The sequence below is a fragment of the Flagellimonas cixiensis genome (assembly GCF_042134615.1).
GTDB classification, from domain to species: Bacteria; Bacteroidota; Bacteroidia; order Flavobacteriales; family Flavobacteriaceae; genus Flagellimonas; species Flagellimonas cixiensis.
This window is the reverse complement of sequence record NZ_CP169639.1, coordinates 3,290,637-3,311,467: the sequence shown is the minus strand read 5'-3', so window position 1 is coordinate 3,311,467 and position 20,831 is coordinate 3,290,637. Positions and strand designations below refer to the sequence as shown.

23 protein-coding genes are annotated in these 20,831 nt (G+C 41.6%); 13 read left to right on the top strand and 10 right to left on the bottom strand.

Annotated features, from left to right (window positions below; genetic code table 11):
* Positions 1–66: 66 nt before the first annotated feature.
* From ABT310_RS14710 to ABT310_RS14700, 3 genes are all read right to left on the bottom strand, one after another.
* Complete coding sequence (locus ABT310_RS14710) at positions 67–711, bottom strand: response regulator (protein WP_375324648.1); 645 nt, start codon at positions 709–711, stop codon at positions 67–69.
* Positions 712–1,373: 662 nt separating this feature from the next.
* Complete coding sequence (locus ABT310_RS14705) at positions 1,374–2,201, bottom strand: hypothetical protein (RefSeq protein ID WP_375324647.1); 828 nt, start codon at positions 2,199–2,201, stop codon at positions 1,374–1,376.
* 281 nt (positions 2,202–2,482) lie between these two features.
* Entirely contained in the window at positions 2,483–2,857 is a 375-nt protein-coding gene (locus ABT310_RS14700) for a DoxX family membrane protein (RefSeq protein WP_375324646.1), read from the bottom strand.
* Positions 2,858–2,978: 121 nt separating this feature from the next.
* Between ABT310_RS14700 and ABT310_RS14695 the strand changes: the two genes are divergently transcribed.
* Positions 2,979–4,160: a TlpA family protein disulfide reductase gene (locus ABT310_RS14695; RefSeq protein ID WP_375324645.1), complete on the top strand. Its 1,182-nt coding sequence runs from the start codon at positions 2,979–2,981 to the stop codon at positions 4,158–4,160.
* A gap of 75 nt (positions 4,161–4,235) precedes the next feature.
* On the opposite strand, the gene ABT310_RS14690 is transcribed toward ABT310_RS14695, so the two are convergent.
* The 6 genes from ABT310_RS14690 to ABT310_RS14665 form a co-directional block, all read right to left on the bottom strand.
* Positions 4,236–5,129, bottom strand: a complete 894-nt coding sequence (locus tag ABT310_RS14690) for a DUF4382 domain-containing protein (RefSeq protein ID WP_375324644.1) — start codon at positions 5,127–5,129, stop codon at positions 4,236–4,238.
* A 162-nt stretch (positions 5,130–5,291) separates the two neighbouring features.
* Positions 5,292–6,239, bottom strand: coding sequence for a hypothetical protein (locus ABT310_RS14685; protein ID WP_375324643.1), 948 nt, complete (start codon positions 6,237–6,239; stop codon positions 5,292–5,294).
* Between the two features lie 71 nt (positions 6,240–6,310).
* A complete protein-coding gene (gene arsB / locus ABT310_RS14680; RefSeq protein ID WP_375324642.1) occupies positions 6,311–7,369 on the bottom strand; it encodes an ACR3 family arsenite efflux transporter in 1,059 nt (352 codons plus the stop codon).
* Positions 7,369–7,986: a low molecular weight phosphatase family protein gene (locus tag ABT310_RS14675; protein WP_375324641.1), complete on the bottom strand. Its 618-nt coding sequence runs from the start codon at positions 7,984–7,986 to the stop codon at positions 7,369–7,371. Before ABT310_RS14675 ends, arsB begins: the two co-directional genes overlap by 1 nt.
* Positions 7,987–8,002: 16 nt before the next feature.
* Complete coding sequence (locus ABT310_RS14670; protein ID WP_375324640.1) at positions 8,003–8,470, bottom strand: DUF6428 family protein; 468 nt, start codon at positions 8,468–8,470, stop codon at positions 8,003–8,005.
* Positions 8,471–8,518: 48 nt separating this feature from the next.
* Positions 8,519–8,848: a metalloregulator ArsR/SmtB family transcription factor gene (locus ABT310_RS14665; protein ID WP_288977416.1), complete on the bottom strand. Its 330-nt coding sequence runs from the start codon at positions 8,846–8,848 to the stop codon at positions 8,519–8,521.
* 154 nt (positions 8,849–9,002) lie between these two features.
* Between ABT310_RS14665 and ABT310_RS14660 the strand changes: the two genes are divergently transcribed.
* From ABT310_RS14660 to ABT310_RS14605, 12 genes are all read left to right on the top strand, one after another.
* A complete protein-coding gene (locus ABT310_RS14660) occupies positions 9,003–10,157 on the top strand; it encodes a cysteine desulfurase family protein (RefSeq protein ID WP_375324639.1) in 1,155 nt (384 codons plus the stop codon).
* Positions 10,154–11,308 carry an XdhC family protein gene (locus tag ABT310_RS14655; protein WP_375324638.1) on the top strand — a complete coding sequence of 385 codons (1,155 nt, stop codon included), beginning with the start codon at positions 10,154–10,156 and terminating at the stop codon, positions 11,306–11,308. Before ABT310_RS14660 ends, ABT310_RS14655 begins: the two co-directional genes overlap by 4 nt.
* The gene (locus ABT310_RS14650; protein WP_375324637.1) at positions 11,305–11,910 is read left to right on the top strand and encodes an NTP transferase domain-containing protein; all 606 of its coding nucleotides are present in this window, start codon (positions 11,305–11,307) and stop codon (positions 11,908–11,910) included. The genes ABT310_RS14655 and ABT310_RS14650 overlap by 4 nt, the downstream gene beginning before the upstream one ends.
* 87 nt (positions 11,911–11,997) lie before the next feature.
* The gene (locus tag ABT310_RS14645; protein ID WP_375324636.1) at positions 11,998–12,234 is read left to right on the top strand and encodes a MoaD/ThiS family protein; all 237 of its coding nucleotides are present in this window, start codon (positions 11,998–12,000) and stop codon (positions 12,232–12,234) included.
* Entirely contained in the window at positions 12,231–13,244 is a 1,014-nt protein-coding gene (locus ABT310_RS14640) for a ThiF family adenylyltransferase (RefSeq protein ID WP_375324635.1), read from the top strand. Before ABT310_RS14645 ends, ABT310_RS14640 begins: the two co-directional genes overlap by 4 nt.
* Positions 13,237–13,680, top strand: a complete 444-nt coding sequence (locus ABT310_RS14635; protein WP_375324634.1) for a molybdenum cofactor biosynthesis protein MoaE — start codon at positions 13,237–13,239, stop codon at positions 13,678–13,680. Before ABT310_RS14640 ends, ABT310_RS14635 begins: the two co-directional genes overlap by 8 nt.
* Complete coding sequence (gene moaCB / locus ABT310_RS14630) at positions 13,681–14,577, top strand: bifunctional molybdenum cofactor biosynthesis protein MoaC/MoaB (protein ID WP_375324633.1); 897 nt, start codon at positions 13,681–13,683, stop codon at positions 14,575–14,577.
* A complete protein-coding gene (gene moaA / locus ABT310_RS14625) occupies positions 14,570–15,562 on the top strand; it encodes a GTP 3',8-cyclase MoaA (RefSeq protein ID WP_375324632.1) in 993 nt (330 codons plus the stop codon). Before moaCB ends, moaA begins: the two co-directional genes overlap by 8 nt.
* A complete protein-coding gene (gene glp / locus ABT310_RS14620) occupies positions 15,562–16,728 on the top strand; it encodes a gephyrin-like molybdotransferase Glp (protein WP_375324631.1) in 1,167 nt (388 codons plus the stop codon). The genes moaA and glp overlap by 1 nt, the downstream gene beginning before the upstream one ends.
* A 4-nt stretch (positions 16,729–16,732) precedes the next feature.
* Positions 16,733–17,488, top strand: a complete 756-nt coding sequence (locus tag ABT310_RS14615) for a sulfite exporter TauE/SafE family protein (RefSeq protein ID WP_375324630.1) — start codon at positions 16,733–16,735, stop codon at positions 17,486–17,488.
* 113 nt (positions 17,489–17,601) lie between these two features.
* Entirely contained in the window at positions 17,602–18,963 is a 1,362-nt protein-coding gene (locus ABT310_RS14610) for a TolB family protein (protein WP_375324629.1), read from the top strand.
* 20 nt (positions 18,964–18,983) lie between these two features.
* Positions 18,984–20,381: a Gfo/Idh/MocA family protein gene (locus ABT310_RS14605; protein WP_375324628.1), complete on the top strand. Its 1,398-nt coding sequence runs from the start codon at positions 18,984–18,986 to the stop codon at positions 20,379–20,381.
* A 44-nt stretch (positions 20,382–20,425) separates the two neighbouring features.
* Here the strand turns inward: ABT310_RS14605 and ABT310_RS14600 are convergent, their stop codons facing one another.
* Entirely contained in the window at positions 20,426–20,773 is a 348-nt protein-coding gene (locus tag ABT310_RS14600; RefSeq protein ID WP_375324627.1) for a winged helix-turn-helix domain-containing protein, read from the bottom strand.
* Positions 20,774–20,831: the final 58 nt, after the last annotated feature.

The window sequence follows — 20,831 nt, the reverse complement described above, 5'->3', positions numbered from 1 at the left end:
CCAATTATAATCAACAACAAAAAAGCCCCGACCTAGGTCGGGGCTTTTTAATTTAGTTCAATGATGTTACGCCGCATTAAGTTGTCGCAATTCCATTTCCTTCAGTTTTTGAAGAGCTTCTGCTTTTGAGTTCACATTAAGTTTTACATAGATATTCTGTATGTGAAAATTTACTGCGCTGGGCGTTACGCAAAGCTTATCGGCAATCATTTTATACGTAAAGCCCTGGGTCAACAACTCAATTATTTCATTTTCCTTTCTCGAAAAAGAGTCAAACGTTTTGGTTTGGAATGAGCTGATAATTTTTTTCGCCACATCCAATTCTAAAGCAACGCCATGTTGGTTTACTTCCTCCAATGCGTGAAACATGCGTTCCTTGGTCAAAGGTTTTAGTAAGTAGCCACTTGCACCTTTTTTAAAAGCTTCTTTAATCAATTTGAAATCGTTCTTTTGGCTCATCATCAAAACCTTTAGGTTAGGGTTCTTCTTGTGGAAATACTCCAGACCGTCAATACCTGAAATGCCATTGAGAACGGATTCACAAAGAATGATATCGGGGTAGGAGCGACCAAAATCAGATAAAAGTGCGTGCACGGATTTATAGATTCCGTGTAGTTCATAGTTTTCAACACCGTCAAAATACTGACGGTAAATTGGATTCAATGCCTCATCGTTGTCGATGATGGCAATTTTTAAAATGTTAGTATCCATGATAAGAAAGATTTGGGGGATTACTAGTTTTTATTTTATTAATAAGTAGGTTAAAACAGGGTATGGGAACCCTTGTCCCAGTCTGGAAACCGATTTTTTTTAATGAAATTCAACGGATTTTGATGGGGCAAAACCATAGGTGTCGAATTCCAACTTAAATAGTTTCAAGCTAGGTGTAACCCCAATATGGGATTAAGAACAAAATTGTTGTTTAGTTGAGGTGTGTCTCCTCGGATGTAAGGATGCGTCTAACTGGGAATCGGGACGCTTTTTTTCTGGGAAATGTAGGTTTGTTTCATAACTAATAGATTTGGGTTTGTATTATTTCAAGAATCAAATTAGAATTTTTTCACAACCGAATGAAGTTTTTGTAGTGATTTTCGTTCAAATGCACGGTCGAGAAAATCTAAAGAAAGTGGAGGTGTAGGAGATTTGGAGGTGTAAATAATTGTTTTTCAAATTATTAAATAAAAAAAATAGGATGCCGTCCCATCAGCATCCTATTCTTGGTAAATCGGTCAGATTGAAATAATACAACCCGTTTTCTATGATAGACTGTCAGTTCCCCCTGTCTTTCTTATCATGGTCATTAGTGTTTCGAAAATTCGGCTATGAAACAAATTGATGACAATTCAGGTAGTTCGACCGATTATAGTCCGTTTTTACTGTTGCTCCTCAAAAGAGGTATCTGCAATTTCGTAATCCAACTCAGCATCTCTTTTGGCAATATTGTTGTAATCGTCCTGTTTCTTTGAACGTCCGTAGGCCACAGTATATTGTGATATGGTATTGTTAAAACCTCTGTTGCTTACCACGAATCCCAGCTTTTTTTCTGGACTCAACTGAATAGCGTACTCATTGCTGCTGCTGTTGATGTGGTCTCCCAAATTTACAGAAGTAGTAAGGGTGTTTTTAACCACTTGCGTGGCGTAAAGGTCCAATCCGCCGAAACCATCTCTTCCTTCAGAAGCAAAGAACAACAAGGTTTCATTATAAATGCTTGGGTAAAGTTCATCTTCTTTGGTATTCACTTTTGGACCCAAGTTTTTGGATACGCCCAATGAACCGTCAGCGTTGATATCTGCTACATAAATATCGTATTTTCCATAACTTCCTTTCATGTTGGAGGCAAAGAACAATCTAGTTCCATCGCCAGAAATAGTAGGGTGTTTGGCGGAGTAGTGTTTTGGACAAACGTCCAACTTGGTAATGTTTTTCCATTCTCCGTTGATGTTTTCCGCACGGTAGATTTCGTGGATCATTTCTTTTTTGGAGAACACCCCTGTTAAAGGTTTCTGTAATGAAGCTTTACTAAAATAAGCTGTTTTTCCGTCTTTGGTAACCGACATGGATGGCACATAACCTTCTGTAGTGGAAATGTTGCCCTCTATGGCGGGGTCTATCATTTCTTTCGCCATTTGCCCCAAAACATTTTGAGAGGCCATTAGCATTCCTGAAAAAAGTAAGCTGTAAACAATTGAACTTTTCATGATGTATAGATTTGGGGGTTAATACATGTCAAAGATCAAAAAGTTTTAACCAGATTACTTATGAATTTTTCATAGGTTTTTGATTTTAACGAGTAAAAAGTGCATTTCATCGAATATTTTTTCGACAATTAACACATGGATATCATTAAAAACACCGTTAAACGCTCTTTTTGTGCATTTAAACTGAAAATAGTAGCGATTGTTGTGACTATTGTTTAATTGTGGTTTGGCAACAAAAAAACAAGTCACCCAATTGAAGCACTAAGGAGGATGGATTGTTTTTAAATAGGTATTTTATTATGATTTAGCCACGCCAACGCTATACAACATATTAAGGTTATGATAGCGAGTATGAATAAGGTACCCCCATCATTTTGAACCACAATACCCAATTTAAAAAGATGCGATGCAATGGCACCTCCCATAATACCGATACCCAATAGGGAGCCCAACCACGTAGTTTTGGGTACTAGTATTAAAATGGCAACCATCAATTCCACAATACCTAAGGCTATTCTTCCAACGGGTTCCAAGCCAAGTGTTTCAAAAATGTATACGGATTCTGGGGCGGCAGAAAACTTATAAAAGAGAGTCTGCAATAATATAATCGATGGGATTAACCTTAATATTAAATTGAAAATTGATTTTGCCTTCATAGTGAATGTGTTAGGTTATTTTGGTTTTGGTCGTATTTTTTAAAATCAAATAACGGAGCGATATAAATTGTTTTGATTTTGGAGGTATCCTATCATGGCCTTTATGAGTAATTTTGTGAACATGAAGATACTTTTAAGAGGATGCCTATTGTTTTTGATGATGTTTCAGTCTTGTCATGAAGCACCCTGGTTATCGGGAAATGTGCAATTGGATGAAGAGGGTGAATGGAAGCCGATGCTGTATTTGATGAAACCTCTTAAACTTTCCGAGATTGGGCAAAGTTTTGTAGCCCAAGTGTTAGACTCTGCTGAAATAGATCGTAATGGTAATTTTCAATTTAAAAATACCTTACCATTTGATGAACCCACTTTGCTTGAGTTGGCCATTCAAAAACAGGGAGAAAAATATCCCAATAAATTATGGAATGAAAACCCTGAATCGGACAACTACGCTCCTTTGATTTATGAACCGGGCAAAGCGATTGTTCTGAATGCCGATGCATCCAAATTCCAAGGGAGTTATGCTTTGGAAAACCCTACGAAATGGAACAAAGACCTAATGCAGCTTCGGGACCTTCGTTTGGGCGCCTATGCTCGTTTACAAAATGAATTGAAGACTATTTCTGGCGATGAAAATTTATTGAAGCGGGAAAAAGCGTTTCATAACTATCAATCAAAAATTATGGAATTTGCTAACCATAATGACGAATTGTTGATTTCCTTCTTTGCAGCTAGATGGGTAAATATTGCAGGCGATTATGAACGCACCCCTGAATTCATTTCTCAATTATCGGAAAAATGGAACACTACCAATTCTAATGATGAGTGGGTGGAAGAATTAACTGCCTTGGCCGATAAAAACAAACTTCCCATTCTCATAGGGGATAAAGTACCTGATTTAATTTTCCCCATGCAAAATGGTGGGCAATTGCCGATGAAAGATTTGTTGAACAAAAATCAATTGGTGTTGTTGGATGCTTGGGCTTCTTGGTGCGCTCCGTGTCGAGTGGAAAACAGAAACGTATTGGTGCCATTATGGGAAGCATTTCACAATAAAGGCTTTCAGATTATGGCCTATGGATTGGAAAGCAGTGAAAAGGCTTGGCAAAAAGCCATCGAGCGAGATGGTGCCCATCGATGGTTGCATGCCTCGCATTTAACTGGTGATCAAAACCCATTTTTGGATGCACTGAGAATTCGCACTATTCCCGCTAATTTTATTTTAGATAAAAATGGAAAAGTATTGGCCAAAAACCTTCATGGTGAAGAGCTGGCCCAATTTGTTGAAGCGTATTTTAATTAATGTTTTTTTGTAATGAAATAAAAAAAGCAGGGCATTTGCCCTGCTTTTTCATATAATTTAATGAATACGAATGGCTTAATTGCCCGTTTCAGTCGTTGTTTCTTCCTCTACAGGCTCAGCTTCCAATACAAAATCTTGAGTAGTGATGTTGGCAACATCTATCTGAACATCCAAGGTGTCACTTGAAATATAACCATCGATTTCGGCCAACACTTCATACATTCCGGCTTCTAGTCCCATAATGGCATAGTTGCCATCAACATCGGTAAAAGAAGTGGTGTTCAATGTGTCAGCAGCAAAAACTGAAATCAAAGTACCTTCCAATGGCGTGGAAACCTCCTCAACTAAAGTAGATACATTTCCGGCCAAAGTTCCTGCCGTGGACTCGTTGGTCGCTTTGATTACGGGTTTAAAGTTGAAACCGCTGATACCGGCAGGGCTGTCAAAAGTCCCTTTGGCAACAAAAGAGCTGCTTACATCAAAATCCAACAGCAAATCAGTGGATAGGCCGCTGGTAACTGTAATACCTGGCTCAACAAAAACCTTGATGCCACTTGAGCTTCCACTAGGCACTTTTAGGTCGAAGGTAGTTTCGTCGGTCAAGACAACATTCACACCTTTTACATATACTCGGATTAGGTCGTAGGTTCCAGCAGGAACTTCAACATTGGCCAATTGTTCGGTAACTCCATTGGTCAATTCCAAAAGGTTCATTTCAATGTCCTCTTCCATTAGGGTAATATAAGGAGAACTGCTATCATCAGCATTTTCGTCCTGCACCTGGCGTGCTTCAATTTTAAAAACGGTAACATTGGCTTCTGCCATAAGGTCGTAAGGGTAGGGCTTGTCGGTCATTCTAACCGATAGGGTTCCCATTCCTTCAGAGCTTCCACTTCCTTTATCATCGGAGCAACTCGTAAATACTACGCCAAAGGCCATTAAAATTCCATAAAAAATCTTTGTTCTCATTGTATGGGGTTTTAGATAAAACAGGGCATAGGTATCCCTGCTTTGATTTTATGTTTATTGAACACCCAAGATTCAAAAAACCCTACGTTTATCCATGAAAATATCAATTTTATCGATGAAATGCACTTTTGTGGATTAAAATGTAGGTTTAAACTTACATTTCTAATTTTTGTAAATGAAATTGGGAGCTTGTTGGTACACGAAGGTATCATCGGTTAAAACCTTCAATTCTTTGGTTTCCCAATTCATTAATCCGATATGGAATTGAGTCTGGTCATTGTCGAACAACTCAATGGCCAACCATTTGCCATCGGGACTCCAATCGTGCCAGCCTTCGTTTTGGGTATTATTGGTCAATTTCCAATGCTTGCTCCCATCCAAACTAACAGCATACAAGCTGTATTTTCCATTCCTGATGCTTTGGTAGGTGACATAGTTTTCGGTAGGGTGCAATCGTGGGGCGCCAGCACGGTACCCATATCTTGATGCTTCGGTTTCCTCTTCGGGATATTGGGTAAGCTGCTTTAGGTTTTCACCATCTATGTCGATAATATAAAGTTCTTCATTAAAGCCATCTGCATTTTTACTTAAGGTTTTTCCGCCTCTAAAAACTACTTGTTCGCCATCGTTCACAAATAAAGGGTCGGCCGCAAATGGAAGTCCGGTATCCAATCTGTGAATGATATTTCCATTACTGTCCAAAACATAAAAGGTGGATTCGTTGAACAGTTTGGGTTTAACAATAAGTTCCTTACCGTCATTCCTGCTGCTCATCCAACTATCGGCCAATCGCAAATCCGATACTTTTTGAACATTTTGGCCATTAAAATCACTTTTATAAAGGTAAAAACAACGCTTGCAAGCATCCCTGTCCGAAACAAAATACAATGTGTTTTCGTAGGTATAATAACTCCACTCAACATTATAGAGGTCTGTGATGTTTTTCTGCTCAGTCCCATCCAGATTCATCGAATACACTTCGTAATTCTCAATATCAAGATCTCGAAGTACATTATAGACCAATCCCAATTCATGTTTAGAAGCGTCCTTATCAGATTTGCAGGACAGTAACAGTGCTAAAAGCCCAAGAATAGTAATTCCTTTAACCATGATAATTTTAGTTTGTTTAAAATTTTGCGCGGATGAAGTTACTAAACTCTTCGATTTTTTAAAATGAAGTTTTACCCATTTACTTCTACTTTTTTAGGGTTGAAATATTTTTTTCTAAGCCAGAATGAAACTTTGACCAATAAAATTAATGCTGGCACTTCCACCAAAGGACCGATAACCCCTGCAAAGGCTTGGCCTGAGTTCAATCCGAAAACGGCAATGGCAACCGCAATGGCCAACTCAAAATTGTTTCCTGCCGCAGTGAAGGCCACAGAAGCGGTTTTGTCGTACTCGGCGCCCATCGCTTTTGTGGTGAAAAAGCCGATAATGAACATCAAGGCGAAATAAATCAATAAGGGAACTGCAATGATCAATACATCCATGGGTATTTGCACAATCAATTCACCTTTTAAGGAAAACATGATCACGATGGTAAATAAAAGGGCAATCAAGGTCATGGGAGAAATAGCGGGAATAAACTTTTCAGTGTACCAAGCTTCGCCTTTTAGTTTCACCAGGAATTGACGACTCAAAATTCCCATCAAAAAAGGGATGCCAAGATAAATGGCCACGCTCTCGGCGATGGTCGCGATGGAAATGTCCACAATGGCTCCTTCAAAACCAAAATAGGGAGGCAATAAGGTGATGAACAACCACGCATAAAAACTATAGGCAAAAACTTGGAAAATACTGTTCAAGGCCACTAAACCAGCGCCGTATTCACTGCTGCCTTCGGCCAAATCGTTCCAAACAAGCACCATGGCAATACAGCGCGCCAATCCAATCAAAATAAGTCCTACCATGTATTCAGGGTAGTCTCTTAGAAAGATGATGGCAAGGAAAAACATTAAAATTGGGCCCACAAACCAATTCAATACAAGGGAAATGGACAGGATCTTGGTGTTTTTGAACACTTTTGGAAGCAAGGAATACTTGACCTTTGCCAAGGGAGGATACATCATCAAAATCAACCCGATGGCAATAGGGATGTTGGTGGTCCCGCTACTGAACGAATTGACGAAATCGGGAAAACTTGGAAAAAAGTAACCAATTCCGACCCCCACGGCCATGGCCACAAAAATCCAAAGAGTAAGATTTCTATCTAAAAAACTGAGTTTCTTGTTTGCCATTACTTCTGAATTTGGGAAAACACATAGAACATTTCGGTGGCAATCTGCTTGCTTCGCTCGCTGTATTTTTCTGCCTGTTGAGGGGTGTTGTCAAACGCTTTTGGATCTTCATACGTGATCGGAATGCGTTTCTCGGCTCCAGGCACGAAGGGGCAACCTTCATCGGCTTGTGAGCAGGTCATGATGGCTGCAAAGTCTGATTTTGGGTTAAAATCATCATCCATCCGTTTGGAAAAACAGATAACAGGGTGTTCATTTTCCGAAAACTTGATGCCGTACACAGGGTTTTTTCCTTCGGAAAGCATTCGCACTTCAAAGCCAGTGTTCGCCAAAGTTGAAGCTACCATGGGAAATAGGGCGGTGGCCTCCGTTCCGCCAGAATAGCAGCTCACGTTCGCGACCCCAAGTTGATGCGCCATGGTCTGCGCCCAAATTTGGGATAAATGGCTCCGTCGAGAGTTGTGTGTACAGATAAAGTTGAGGCGAATCGGCTCTTTTTTAGCCCTCTTTTCCTGAATATACTCCACAAGAGGGGATAAAGTTTGCTTTCTCTCCGTTGTGATGGATTGCGCATCCAGATTTGAAATGAACCCGTTCAACACTGAATAATGTGACATAAGAATTTCATTTGGGTTAACAGCAGCCACTACCAGGCGTGCAACATGCTGAGCTTTGCAGTTCGGAAAGTTTTACTTTTGGTTTTTCCGCAGGGACTCCACATTTATCTTTGGCCAAACAATCCGTTTGCTTGGTGGTGAGCAAAAAGTTGGCGCCATCAAAATCGAGGGCAAATTTTTCAATGGTCTGTCCCTGATACTCCACTTCAACCTCCAAATTGCCGATATTCAATTTTTTTTGGGACAGTTCAATAATGTGCACCAATTTTTCGGGATGAAGTCTGTGGTCATAATCATTGGCGTTCCAAAGCTGAAAGTTGACCACTTCTTCATGGCGAACGGTACCGCCGCAATCAATAAAATGTTTAGTGATTTTACCCACTTCGGTCACATGAAAATGATTGGGGACCAACTCCCCGTTGGGCAATTGAAACGCAATGGTGTCCAATTGGGCCAATGCTGATTTAACTTCGTCTAACTTCATAACTATCTCTATTTATTGTAATATTACGATTAATGTGTTCAAATTTTTTTAGCAGCAATCTTTTTGATTGAGGTCTTGGTCCAAAAACTCGGACATAACGGTCTTCATTTTCTTCCAGTTGTCAGCATCAATACAATAGCAAACACTGGTACCTTCAACATTTCCCTTAATCAGACCCAAATGTTTTAATTCCTTTAAGTGCTGGGAAATGGTAGGTTGAGCCAAACCGATTTCATCCACCAAGTCACCACAAACACAGGCATTCAATTTGTACAAATACTGTAAAATTGCAACGCGTGCAGGGTGGCCCAGAACCTTCGCATACTGTGCAATCTGGTTTTGCTTATCGGTAAATATTTCTGTTTTGGTTAGACCCATCAGTTTAATTTATTCATTGCAATATTACGATTAATAGCTTATCCAACAAAAATAATATTCGATTTTATTTCTTAAATGGTTTGAAAAACATAGTTGAATACTGATTCATTCTTATTAAATTGCGTTATGCACACGTAAACATAACGATTCCATTTTGTCGGCAACTAGAAAAATATACTTGGATTATAATGCAACCACACCTGTGGACCCAAGGGTGGTGGAGGCGATGCTGCCGTATTTTACCGAGCATTTTGGCAATGCCAGCAGTGATCATTCTTTCGGGTGGTATGCCGAGGACGCTGTGGAAACAGCGCGAGAACAGGTAGCAAAGCTTGTGAGTTGTAGACCAACGGAACTCACTTTCACCTCGGGTGCTACGGAAGCCGCCAATTTGGCCTTGTTTGGATTTTGCAAAAAGAACTGGAGCAAGGGCAACCATATCATTTCTTGCAAAACGGAGCACAAAGCAGTTCTCGATTCACTGGAAGCGTTGGAGTCAGATGGTTTTGAAGTCACTTATTTGGATGTGGACGGGCAGGGAAATATTGATTTGAATGCATTGGAATCGGCCATAAAACCGTCCACAATCTTGATTTGCATGATGCTCGCCAACAACGAAACGGGCTTGATTCATCCGATAAAAAGAATAACCGAAACAGCACATTCCAAAAATGTACCCGTGATGTCGGACATTACACAGGCCGTGGGCAAAATTCCAGTAGATGTACAGGATTTGGGAATCGATATAGCTATTTTTTCTTCACACAAACTTTATGGACCCAAAGGTGTTGGCGCACTGTACTTAAATAAAAACAATAACACCTCCATCAACAAACACCTTTTTGGTGGAAGCCACGAAAAAGGAGTCCGACCAGGTACTTTGAACGTTCCTGGCATTGTTGGTTTTGGCGAAGCCTGCAGCATTGCCCAAAACAGCTTGGAAGAAAATCGACAAAAATTGGTAGCCCTTCAAAATCAATTGGAGGAGGGGCTGATGACTATAGATGAGGCAACCATCAATTGCCAAGATGAAGAACGGTTGCCGAATACAACAAATGTATCCTTCAAAGGAGTGGATGGCACCAAGCTGCTTCGTTATTTGAACACCTTGGCCGTTTCTCGGGGTTCCGCCTGTACCGCGAATCAAGTGAATCCATCGCATGTATTAAAAGCGATGGGAGTTGATGATGAAGTTGCCTTGACCAGTCTGCGGATCAGTACAGGGCGAAACACCTCTACGGAAGATATTGAAAAAGCGGTATTTGAAATTAAAAAAGCAGTCAACCAACTAAAAACTAGTATTGCATGAGGGAGTTGGATGTCATCATATCAAAATACCAAGAGCTAAAATCAAAGGATGTACGCTGTATTTTGGCCACCGTGGTTCATGTTGAAGGCTCATCGTATCGGAGAGCCGGTGCACGAATGTTGGTGGACGAATACGGACATATTACAGGGGCCATAAGCGGAGGTTGCTTAGAGGGTGATGCGCTTAGAAAAGCACTTTTTGCGTTGGATAGAAAAGAAAATAAACTGGTCACTTACGATACGAGTGATGAGGAAGATGCGGTAATCGGAGCGCAGTTGGGTTGCAACGGAATCATTCAGGTGTTGTTTGAACCCATAAATTATACCGAAGGGAACAACCCCTGCGAACTTTTAAAAACCATAACCGAACAAGAAGTTCCAATGGCCATTTCCGTTGTTTTTGATTTGGATAAAACCCAGCATCAACAAGGAACTGTTTTGGTTTCGGATGAAAACGAAGCGGTTTTAGGGCAGCAGATTTCGAAAGATTTGCAACAAGCCTTGCTTTTTAAAAGCAAAGAGGTCATTAACGAAAATGCTTCCTATTTTGCAGAGCTCACAGCTGAAGAGAACACACATTTTGTATTCATTCAAATACATCAACCCCCAGTAAAATTGGTTTTGGTAGGAGCAGGGAACGATGCCCAAGTCTTGGCCCAACAAGCTGATTTGTTGGGTTGGAAGGTAACCGTCACCGACGGACGTCCCACACATGCCAACAAAGAACGTTTTGTGGGGTCGTGCCAAGTCATCGTGACCAAACCCGAAGAAACGCTGAAAAACATCAACATAGACAATCGAACTTGTTTTGTTTTGATGAGCCATAATTACAATTATGACCTATCGGTGCTCAAATTGTTGCTAGGAAATCCAGAGACACCTTACATAGGCATTTTGGGCCCATTGAAAAAATATGAGCGTATGCTCAACGAGTTGGCGGATGAAGGCCTTGAAGTCTCCAAAGAGGATTTGGCAAAGATTCATGCGCCCGTAGGATTGGAAATAGGCGCGGAGACACCTGCCGAAATCGGATTGTCCATTTTGGCGGAAATCCAAAGTGTGCTCACCAACAAAGGAGCACGACCTTTAAAGCAGAAAACAGAGCCGATCCATGATACAAAACAGAATCAATTTCAAAAAATAACCCTTTGAGTGTAGAAGAAAACATAGCGGTGGTTGTATTGGCCGCAGGTGGCTCCACTCGTTTGGGGCGTCCCAAGCAGCTGGTGGAATTCAAAGGGAAAACCCTTTTGGACCATGCATTGGACAAAGTGGATTTGCTAGGTTTCCAGACCAAAATTTTGGTATTGGGGGCAAAGCGTGAAGAAATTATGGATAAAATTGATGCCAACAGCTTTAAAGTGGTCATTAACACCCAATGGGAGCAAGGAATGGCATCCAGCATTAAAGTTGGACTGGAAGCTGCAATGGCAGAGGAAGAGGGACTGGACCATGTATTGTTTTTGGTATCCGACCAACCCTTTTTTGAGCGCGTTAACCTAATTAAACTAGTACATACGCAACTGACGCAACACCCCAATGCGACCTATTCCCAATATGGGGAAAACGTTGGAGTGCCAGCGATTTTTGGTAAGGAAGCATTTCCATTGTTGCTGCAATTGGAAGCTGACGAAGGGGCCAAAAAACTAACTCGCTTGGAAGATTTTAAGTATTGTACAGAAACCTTTAAAGAAGGAGGTTTTGATGTGGATACCGAAGAAGACGTTCAGCAACTAAAGCAAATGGAAAAATGAAATGCCCATTAATCAAAGCTGATGTGCCAAACGATATGTTCAGGGGTATTCCATCTGACCGCTCAAAAGCAAATAAAAAAAGAACAGATGAAAGTGACCATTAAATATTTTGGTTTGGTAGCCGAAGCTGCCGATACCTCCGAAGAGATTTTGGAACTCAATGGAGCGCTTACCGCTTCGGAACTAAAAGCGCAATGCTTGAACGGTTTGTCCATAGCGGACAAAGACTCCGTGCAAATCGCTGTAAACCAAAATCTGGATGATACAACAACCATAAAAGATGGGGACGAAGTGGCCTTGTTGCCACCGTTCGCAGGAGGATGAACAGATACGATAGACAAATAAAACTCACGGAAGTTGGCCCAAAAGGTCAAGCAAAGCTTCGCAATGCCAAAGTGTTGCTAGTTGGCGTTGGAGGATTGGGCTGTCCTGCCGCGATGTATTTGGCGGGTGCAGGAGTTGGCAAGATGGGTTTGATAGACCACGATAAAGTCGATTTGTCCAACCTGCACAGGCAGGTTTTGTTTCAAGAATCGGATGTAGGAAGGCCAAAGGCCGTTGTTGCCCAGAAACGTTTGGAAAAACAGAACAGCGAGGTACAGTTTGAGGTATATGAAGAGCCGTTGACGATTGAGAATGCAAAAAACATCATCCAACAATACGATGTTGTCTTGGATGGTACGGATAATTTTGAAACTAAGTATCTCATCAACGATGCTTGCATACTGGCTGATAAACCTTGGGTTTTTGCTTCCATTTACAAAAATGAAGGGCAATTGTCGGTCTTCAATTACCAGAATGGGCCTACGTATCGCTGTGTATTTCCAAAAAGTACGCGACAGAACATCAGTTGTGAGGCTACAGGGGTATTGGGCGTGTTGCCAGGCATTTTGGGAACACTTCAGGCAGCTGAGGTTCTTAAAATCATCCTTGGGGTGGGAGCGGTACTGTCAGGCAAGTTAAAGTTGATTAATATGATGCAGGCCAGCGAGCAGACCATCAACATAAACAAGCGTCCCGAAGAAGTGGAAAAAATTCGCAAGAACGGGATAGCGCCCGTTTATATTGATTGCGATTTGAAAAATAAGGAACAATGGTATCTCGATGTACGCGAAGTGTTCGAACAGCCCAAACCAAAGGGTAAAAAAGTACTGAGCATTCCAATGAGTGATTTAACATCACGATACAAAGAAATACCGAACAATCAGGAGGTATTGGTGTTCTGTCAATCAGGAAAGCGAAGCAAGAACGCCATAGAAATCCTTAAAAATGAATTTGGCTTTCACAATTTGAAAAACGTGGAAGGCGGTATAGAAACAATTATTGATGGATAAGAAGAAACCAAAAAAAGTATTTGTACAAGGAGCGATTCCTCCCGAAAAAATAGCCAACTCGGTGGCCAACCACCAGAGCAAAACGAATATTGGTGCACACAGTATTTTTTTGGGACAGATCAGGGCCGACGAAGTGGAAGGCAAAACTGTTACCGCCATCGATTATTCAGCTTATGAAGAAATGGCCGAGAAAGTGTTCCACGAAATTCGCGAAGCCGCTTTTGCCAAGTTCGATATTACCTGTGCCCATATCTATCACAGTTTGGGCAAAGTGAAGGTTGGAGAACTGTGCCTGTTCGTGTTCACATCGTCGGCACACCGAAAAATTGCGATTGAGGCGACCAACTTTTTTGTGGAGGAAATCAAAGCAAAAGTGCCCGTATTCGGCAAGGAGATTTTTGAGGATGAAACCCATCAATGGAAAGTAAACAAGTAAATGGTAGACATTACACATAAAGTAACCACCCTGCGGGAAGCCACCGCGGAAGCTATCGTAAAAACGAGTAGTAAAACTACGATTGATGCCATTCAAAACAACCAAGTTCCCAAAGGGAATGTGTTTGAAATGGCCAAGGCTGCTGGTTTGTTGGGCGTTAAGAAAACCCCTGACCTGTTGCCCGATTGTCATCCTTTGCCCATTGAGTACACGGGTATCGATTATGAAATTGATGATTTGGACATCATCATTTCGATGACGGTAAAGACCATTTACAAAACTGGCGTAGAGGTAGAGGCGATGCACGGGGCAAGTGTTGTGGCCCTCACCATGTACGATATGCTCAAGCCTATTGACAAAAATGTAGAAATCGGCACCATTCGCCTTAAATCGAAAAAAGGAGGTAAATCTTCTTTCAAAATTGATTCGGAAGGACTGACTGCCGATGTTGTTGTCTGTTCCGATACCATTTCCAAAGGAATAGGAGAGGACAGGGCAGGAGAGGCAATTATCGAGAAATTGGAAGCATTTGGGGTGAAATCCCAAAAAAGCATTATTCCCGATGAAGCTGAGGAAATCATCAAAAAAGTGGAAAACACTTCCGCAGACTTGTTGATTTTTACGGGAGGTACGGGCGTGGGGCCACGAGATGTCACCCCACAAACTTTGGAACCCTTGTTAGACGTCAAACTAAAAGGAGTAGAAGAACAAATGCGAAGCTACGGGCAAAATCGGATGCCGTTGGCGATGTTCTCGCGTTCCATAGCGGGCATCAAGGACGGTAAACTGATATTGGCGTTGCCAGGTTCCACCAAAGGAGCGGCGGAATCCATGGACGCGATTTTCCCACACGTGCTGCATGCATTTAAAGTGATAGAAGGAAAAAGACATGATTGACAAAAAACCACAAATAGTAGACAATTTAGGTAGGCCACACACCTATCTGCGCATTTCGTTGACGGACCGATGCAACTTGCGCTGCTTTTACTGTATGCCCGAAGAAGGCATTGAGTTGATGGAAAAGCCAAGTATCATGACCTTAGAGGAAATTATTGAAATGACGCGAACATTTCGTGATTTGGGTGTAAATACGGTACGATTGACGGGCGGCGAACCTTTGGTTCGAAAGAATTTCGGTTTTTTGGTCGAAGAGCTCGCCAAACTGGGCGTGACCCTAAAATTGACCACCAACGGAATCATATTGGACAAATATCTGGACCTGTTCGATAAAATCGGTCTGCGCAAAATCAATTTTAGTCTGGACACCTTGGACAAGGCCAAATCCATTTTCATCACCAAGCGTGATTATTACGAGCGCATTATGCGCAACTTGAATATGGCCTTGGATATGGATATGGACATCAAGCTCAATATTGTGCCGATCAAGGGTGTGAACGACAAGGAAATAAACGATTTTATCGCCTTGACCAAGGATAAAAAAATAACACCCAAGTTCATAGAATTTATGCCGTTTAAGGGCAATAAATGGGACTGGAGCAAGGGAGTTTCCAAAGAAGAAATCTTAGAGACCGTAGGTGACAAGTTTGGGGAAATCGAGACCCTTGACAATCCAAAGCACAGTACCTCCACCAATTTTAGGGTGAAAGGTCACAAAGGCAGTTTTGGCATTGTGAGCACGATTACCAATCCGTTTTGTGATGAATGCAACCGTATTCGTTTAACGGCCGATGGCAAAATGAAAAATTGTCTGTTTGCGAATTCAGAAACGGATTTGTTGACGCCATTTCGTAATGGGGAAAAGATTGAAAACACCATTTTGGAGGCCATTAAATCCAAAAAACATTCCCGTGATGGGATGGATGTGAAAATGGACGCCGAACACTACGAGCAAAACCGTTCAATGATTTCAATAGGAGGCTAATGGTTACGATTGAAGAAGCACTACGCATTATTGAAGATCAGGAGATTAGTTTAAAAAGCGAATCAAAACCTTTAGAAGAGACATTGGGTTATGCATTGGCAACCAGCACGGCTGCACCTTTTGATGTGCCCGAGTTTGATAATTCCGCGATGGATGGTTATGCTTTGTGCGGACTGTATCAGGAATACCGATTGGTAGGAAAGGTGGCTGCGGGCGATTCCAAAGATATTTCGTTGCAAGATGGCGAAGCGGTTCGGATTTTTACGGGTGCCAAGGTGCCCCAAAACACTACTGCTGTGATGATGCAGGAGAAAACCTCCGTAAAAGACAGCACGCTGTTCCTTGATGAGATGCCCAATCCTGGACAGAACATCCGAAAAAAGGGAGGACAGTTGACCGAAGGGCAAGCCGTATTTGAAAAAGGACACGTTTTGAACCCACCATCACTGGCTTTGATGGGCAGTTTGGGATTATCGCAATTGGACGTTTTTTCCAAGCCACAAGTCAATATCATCAGCACGGGAAATGAATTGGTAAAACCGGGTGAACCCAAAACCGAAGGACAGATATACGAATCGAACAGCTACGCGATTTCAGGCGCGCTGGAACAATTCGGGTTTCAACATCATCAAAAAATGCAAATTAAGGATGATTTTGAGGCCACTAAAGCGGGAATCAAAACCGTGTTGGAGTCTTGCGATGTACTCATTATCTCAGGAGGAATATCGGTCGGGGATTACGATTTTGTAAAACAATCCCTCGAAGAAAATGGAGTTAAAGAGTTGTTTTACAAGGTGTTTCAAAAACCAGGTAAACCACTTTATTTTGGAAGAAAGGAAAATCAATTTGTATTTGCTTTGCCTGGAAACCCCGCTTCCTCGCTTACCTGCTTTTATGTGTATGTGCTTCCGTTGCTTCAAAAATTGTCAGGATTCAAGAACGTTGGTTTGACCACTTATCGATTCCCCATAATGCATGCATTCGAAAACACTTTTGGACGTCCATCGTTTCTGAAAGCTGCTGTTGTTGATGGACAAGTGGAGATTTTGGATGGCCAAGGCTCTTCCATGATTCAATCCATGGCAAAGGGCAATGCTCTGGCTTTTGTGGAGGAAGGGGAAGCATTGAAAGAAGGGGATTTGATCAAGTGTAAGCTAATCTCATAAGTAAATGACCGTTGAATACTTGCCCATTGTCTTCTTTTTGATCGCGCTGTTTTATAGTTCGGTCGGATTTGGAGGCGGGTCGAGTTATTTGGCCATTTTGAGTCTATTCCTGACCGATTTTTATGAAATCCGCTCCACAGCCCTCATTTTAAATATTTGCGTGGTGACCATCGGAACCCTAGTTTTTATCCGTAACCGCGTGTTCGATGTCAAGTTGTTTTGGCCCTTTTTGGTGATGAGTATCCCATTTGCGTATCTCGGTGCTCAAATACGTTTGTCTCAGACCATGTTTTTTTTAGTCTTGGGAGCTGCCTTGGTGATGGCTGGAATATTCATGCTGCTTCGCTTTGCCAAGAAAAAACTGGACTCGAGAAAATTTTCCAACCCAAAAAAATCATTGCTTGGTGGTGGTATTGGTTTGCTTTCGGGAATTTCGGGAATTGGCGGGGGTATCTTTCTGTCTCCCGTTTTGAATCTTTTAAAATGGGAAAATCCAAGAGTAGTGGCCTCCCTGGCTTCTGTTTTTATTTTGGTGAATTCCATTTCGGGTTTAATCGGCCTTAATGTTGCAGGCACTTTCAAACTAAACCATGAATTGATGCTTCAACTTCTCGTTGCCGTGGTGATTGGAGGAAGTATAGGTTCTTATCTATCCAACAAAAAGTTCAACATTAAGTTTTTGGGTGTGCTCACCAGCATTTTGGTGCTCTACGTGGGCATCCGACTGATTTTGTTGCATGGATTTAGCGTCAGGATTTAGGTTTTGGCTTTGGTGGGGCGACATGGTTTGTAGTAGTGATTGTTGAGGATTTGATATAATTAGAAGTATATTTAAGGCTCTCTTTTGCACATAAAACCCTGAACAATCAAACAATGAAAAATCCAATCAACGTTCAAGCTATAAAACAAGACTTGAATCCCCTGTATAGCGTGGTAAAACCTATTTTATTAATAATTTTCTCTTGTAGCTTGGGTTACGGACAAGTCCAAAGTGATTCATTGGAAATTATCCACTTACTCGAAAAAGAATCATTGACCTGGCGCAAAGGTGATGTGGATGGACATGCAGAATGCTGGCAGGAACGGCCCTACAATCGAATTTTGGCCGCTACTCCAGATGCTAGAGTCATCGACATTCCGATTTCCACCATGATCAATCCTCCTGCCGATATTATCGGAAACGGTGGGTTAGCGATCAATTCCAATTATAAGATGAAAATAGATGGCAACAATGCCTTTGTGAGTCACGATGAGCTTTCCATTGACCCTCAAGGCAATGAAACAATATCTTACGAGATGCGAGTGTTGGAAAAAGTGGACAACCAATGGAAATTGGTGGCGCAATCGGCTTTACTTTTTAAGGCAGATGATAATGAGACCAAAAAAGACACCACAAGCTACATTCAAACCGTGGATATTACCACAGGAAGAATTGAAACGATTCTATCCCTCGATGAACATTTTGAAGCCCCCAACTGGCATCCAGATAATTATTTGATTTTAAACAGTAAAGGAAGGCTTTACAACTTGGACCTCGACACCAAGAAAATGAAATTGATTGATACAGGTTTTGCGGACCAGTGCAACAATGACCACGGAATTTCACCAGATAACCAATGGTTAGCCATTAGCCATAACGACGTGAATGACCCATCTCCAAAATCATATAAATCAGTAATTTATGTTGTTCCAGTAACGGGAGGTGAACCAAGGAGGGTTACTGATGAGGTGGTTTCGTATTGGCATGGATGGTCCCCAGATGGGAAAATATTGACCTATTGTGCGGAGCGAAATGGAAATTACGATGTGTATACCATTAGTGTAAATGGAGGACGTGAAAAAAGGCTTACCAAAACAGCCGGTTTGGACGATGGTCCTGAATATTCACCCGATGGAAAATATATTTATTTCAACTCCTACCGAACAGGACATATGCAGATTTGGCGCATGCGGGCCAACGGGTCAAAACCAGAACAAATTACTTTTGATGAAAATTCCAATTGGTTTCCGCATCCATCTCCGGATGGAAAATGGATAGCCTATATTGCCTACACCTCCGACCAAAAAGAAGCACATTTGTTCGGAAAACAAGTTAAATTGCGACTGATGAATTTGGCGACCAAGGAGATTACTGACCTTACTCCGGTATTTTTTGGTGGACAGGGAACTATTAATGTGCCATCCTGGAGTCCGGATAGTAAAAAAATCGCTTTTGTCAGTTATTCCATCAACTAAAAAAAACTAAACATTACAGAATGAAAGAAAACAGTAAGAATGCCAGGAGAAGGTTTTTGTACCAAATAGGAGCAACCACTTTAGCCTCGGCAGCCACCCCATTTGCCTCGTTTGCCCAAGAAAAAGCTGAAGAACGCATACTTCGCTACGATAAAAATTTTGGTGCTAATGATAAAATTAGAATCGGCGTAATTGGTTATGGGGTGCAAGGTCATATTGATTTGAATACTGCACTCAAGGTTCCCGGTGTGGAATTGGCCGGTATTTGTGACCTTTATACGGGAAGGGTCCAAAATGCGAAGGAACATTTTGGCGAAGACCTTTATACCACAAGAAATTATAAAGATTTATTGGATAGGGAGGATATTGATGCCGTTCTCATTTGTACGACCGATGTTTGGCATGCCCAAATCACTCTGGATGCTTTGGCCAAGGGCAAACATGTGTACCTGGAAAAGCCGATGGTGCATAAAATTGAAGAAGGGTATTCGGTTATGAAAGCGGCTAAAGCCTCAGGAAAGGTTTGCCAAATTGGGAGCCAAAGGGTGAGTAGCGTGGGCTATGCAAAAGCCAAGGAACTTTTGGCCGCGGGAGAAATCGGGAACTTAAATATGGTCAATGCCATGTGGGACCGTCAAAGTTCCATTGGGGCATGGGAATACACCATTCCGAATGATGCCAGTGCCGCCACTACCGATTGGGAAACATTTATCGAAGTAACCGATAAAATGGCGTTTGATGCGAAGAAATTCTTTTGGTGGCGGGCCTTTAAAGAATTGGGAACCGGAGTGGCCGGAGACCTTTATATTCATTTATTGAGTGGAACCCACTTTATGACCAATTCCCTTGGTCCAGAAAGTATTTATAGTACGGGGCAATTTAGTTATTGGAAAGATGGCCGTAATATGCCCGATGTAATGTCTGGGGTAATGCAATATCCTGATAGTAAAGAACATCCAGCCTTTCAGTTGAATGTACGGGTTAATTTTATCAGTGGAACAGGAGGTAAGGAAGTAATTGAATTGATTGGTTCCGAAGGGGTGATTCATGTAAATGGAAATGATATTACCGTTAAGAAAAGCATTATGCCCGAAGCTCCAGGTTTTGGAGGCTATGACTCCGTTTTTACCTTTTCGGAAAGTATGCAGGAACAAATGACGAAGGAGTATAATGCCAAGTGGACCAAGGAACAGACCCAACGAAAAGCCATTGGCGATGTAATTTATAAGGCCCCAGAAGGCTATAGTGACCACTTGGACCATTTTACCAATTTCTTTGATGCCATTAGAACAGGAAAAGAGGTTGTGGAAGATGCGGAATTTGGTTTCAGGGCGGCTGCTCCAGCCTTGTCTTGCAACGAAAGTTATTTTAGCAAAAAGATTGTACAGTGGGACCCTAAGTCTATGAAGCTCATATAATTTAAAATCAATTTTATTTTAGGGTTGGTGTAAATTATTTTGAATTATATCAACCCTAAAATTTTTTCCTGTTGCATTGCAATGGCTCGTTCAAGGTCTTTTGTCAATTCAGAATAGGCTTGCAAAAGTTGTTGGGCATCGGGAGTTAATTCAGCTCCACCTCCCGACACTCCTCCTTTGTGGAGGATAACAAAGGGAGCCTTTCCTCTGGTATTTAAATCATCTACCATGGCCCATGCTTTTCGGTAGCTCATGCCCATTTCTTTAGCTGCTTTTGAAAGTGAACCATGTTGGTTGATCATTTGTAACAATTGCACCCGTCCAGGACCAAAGAATTTTTTGCCATCAATATCTATCCAACATCGCATTTTTAACTCCTTGCTGTTTGCCATAATAGGTGCATTTTTCTTTTAGTCAAGATAAAAAAATCCCTTGATAGAGGCCCAAATA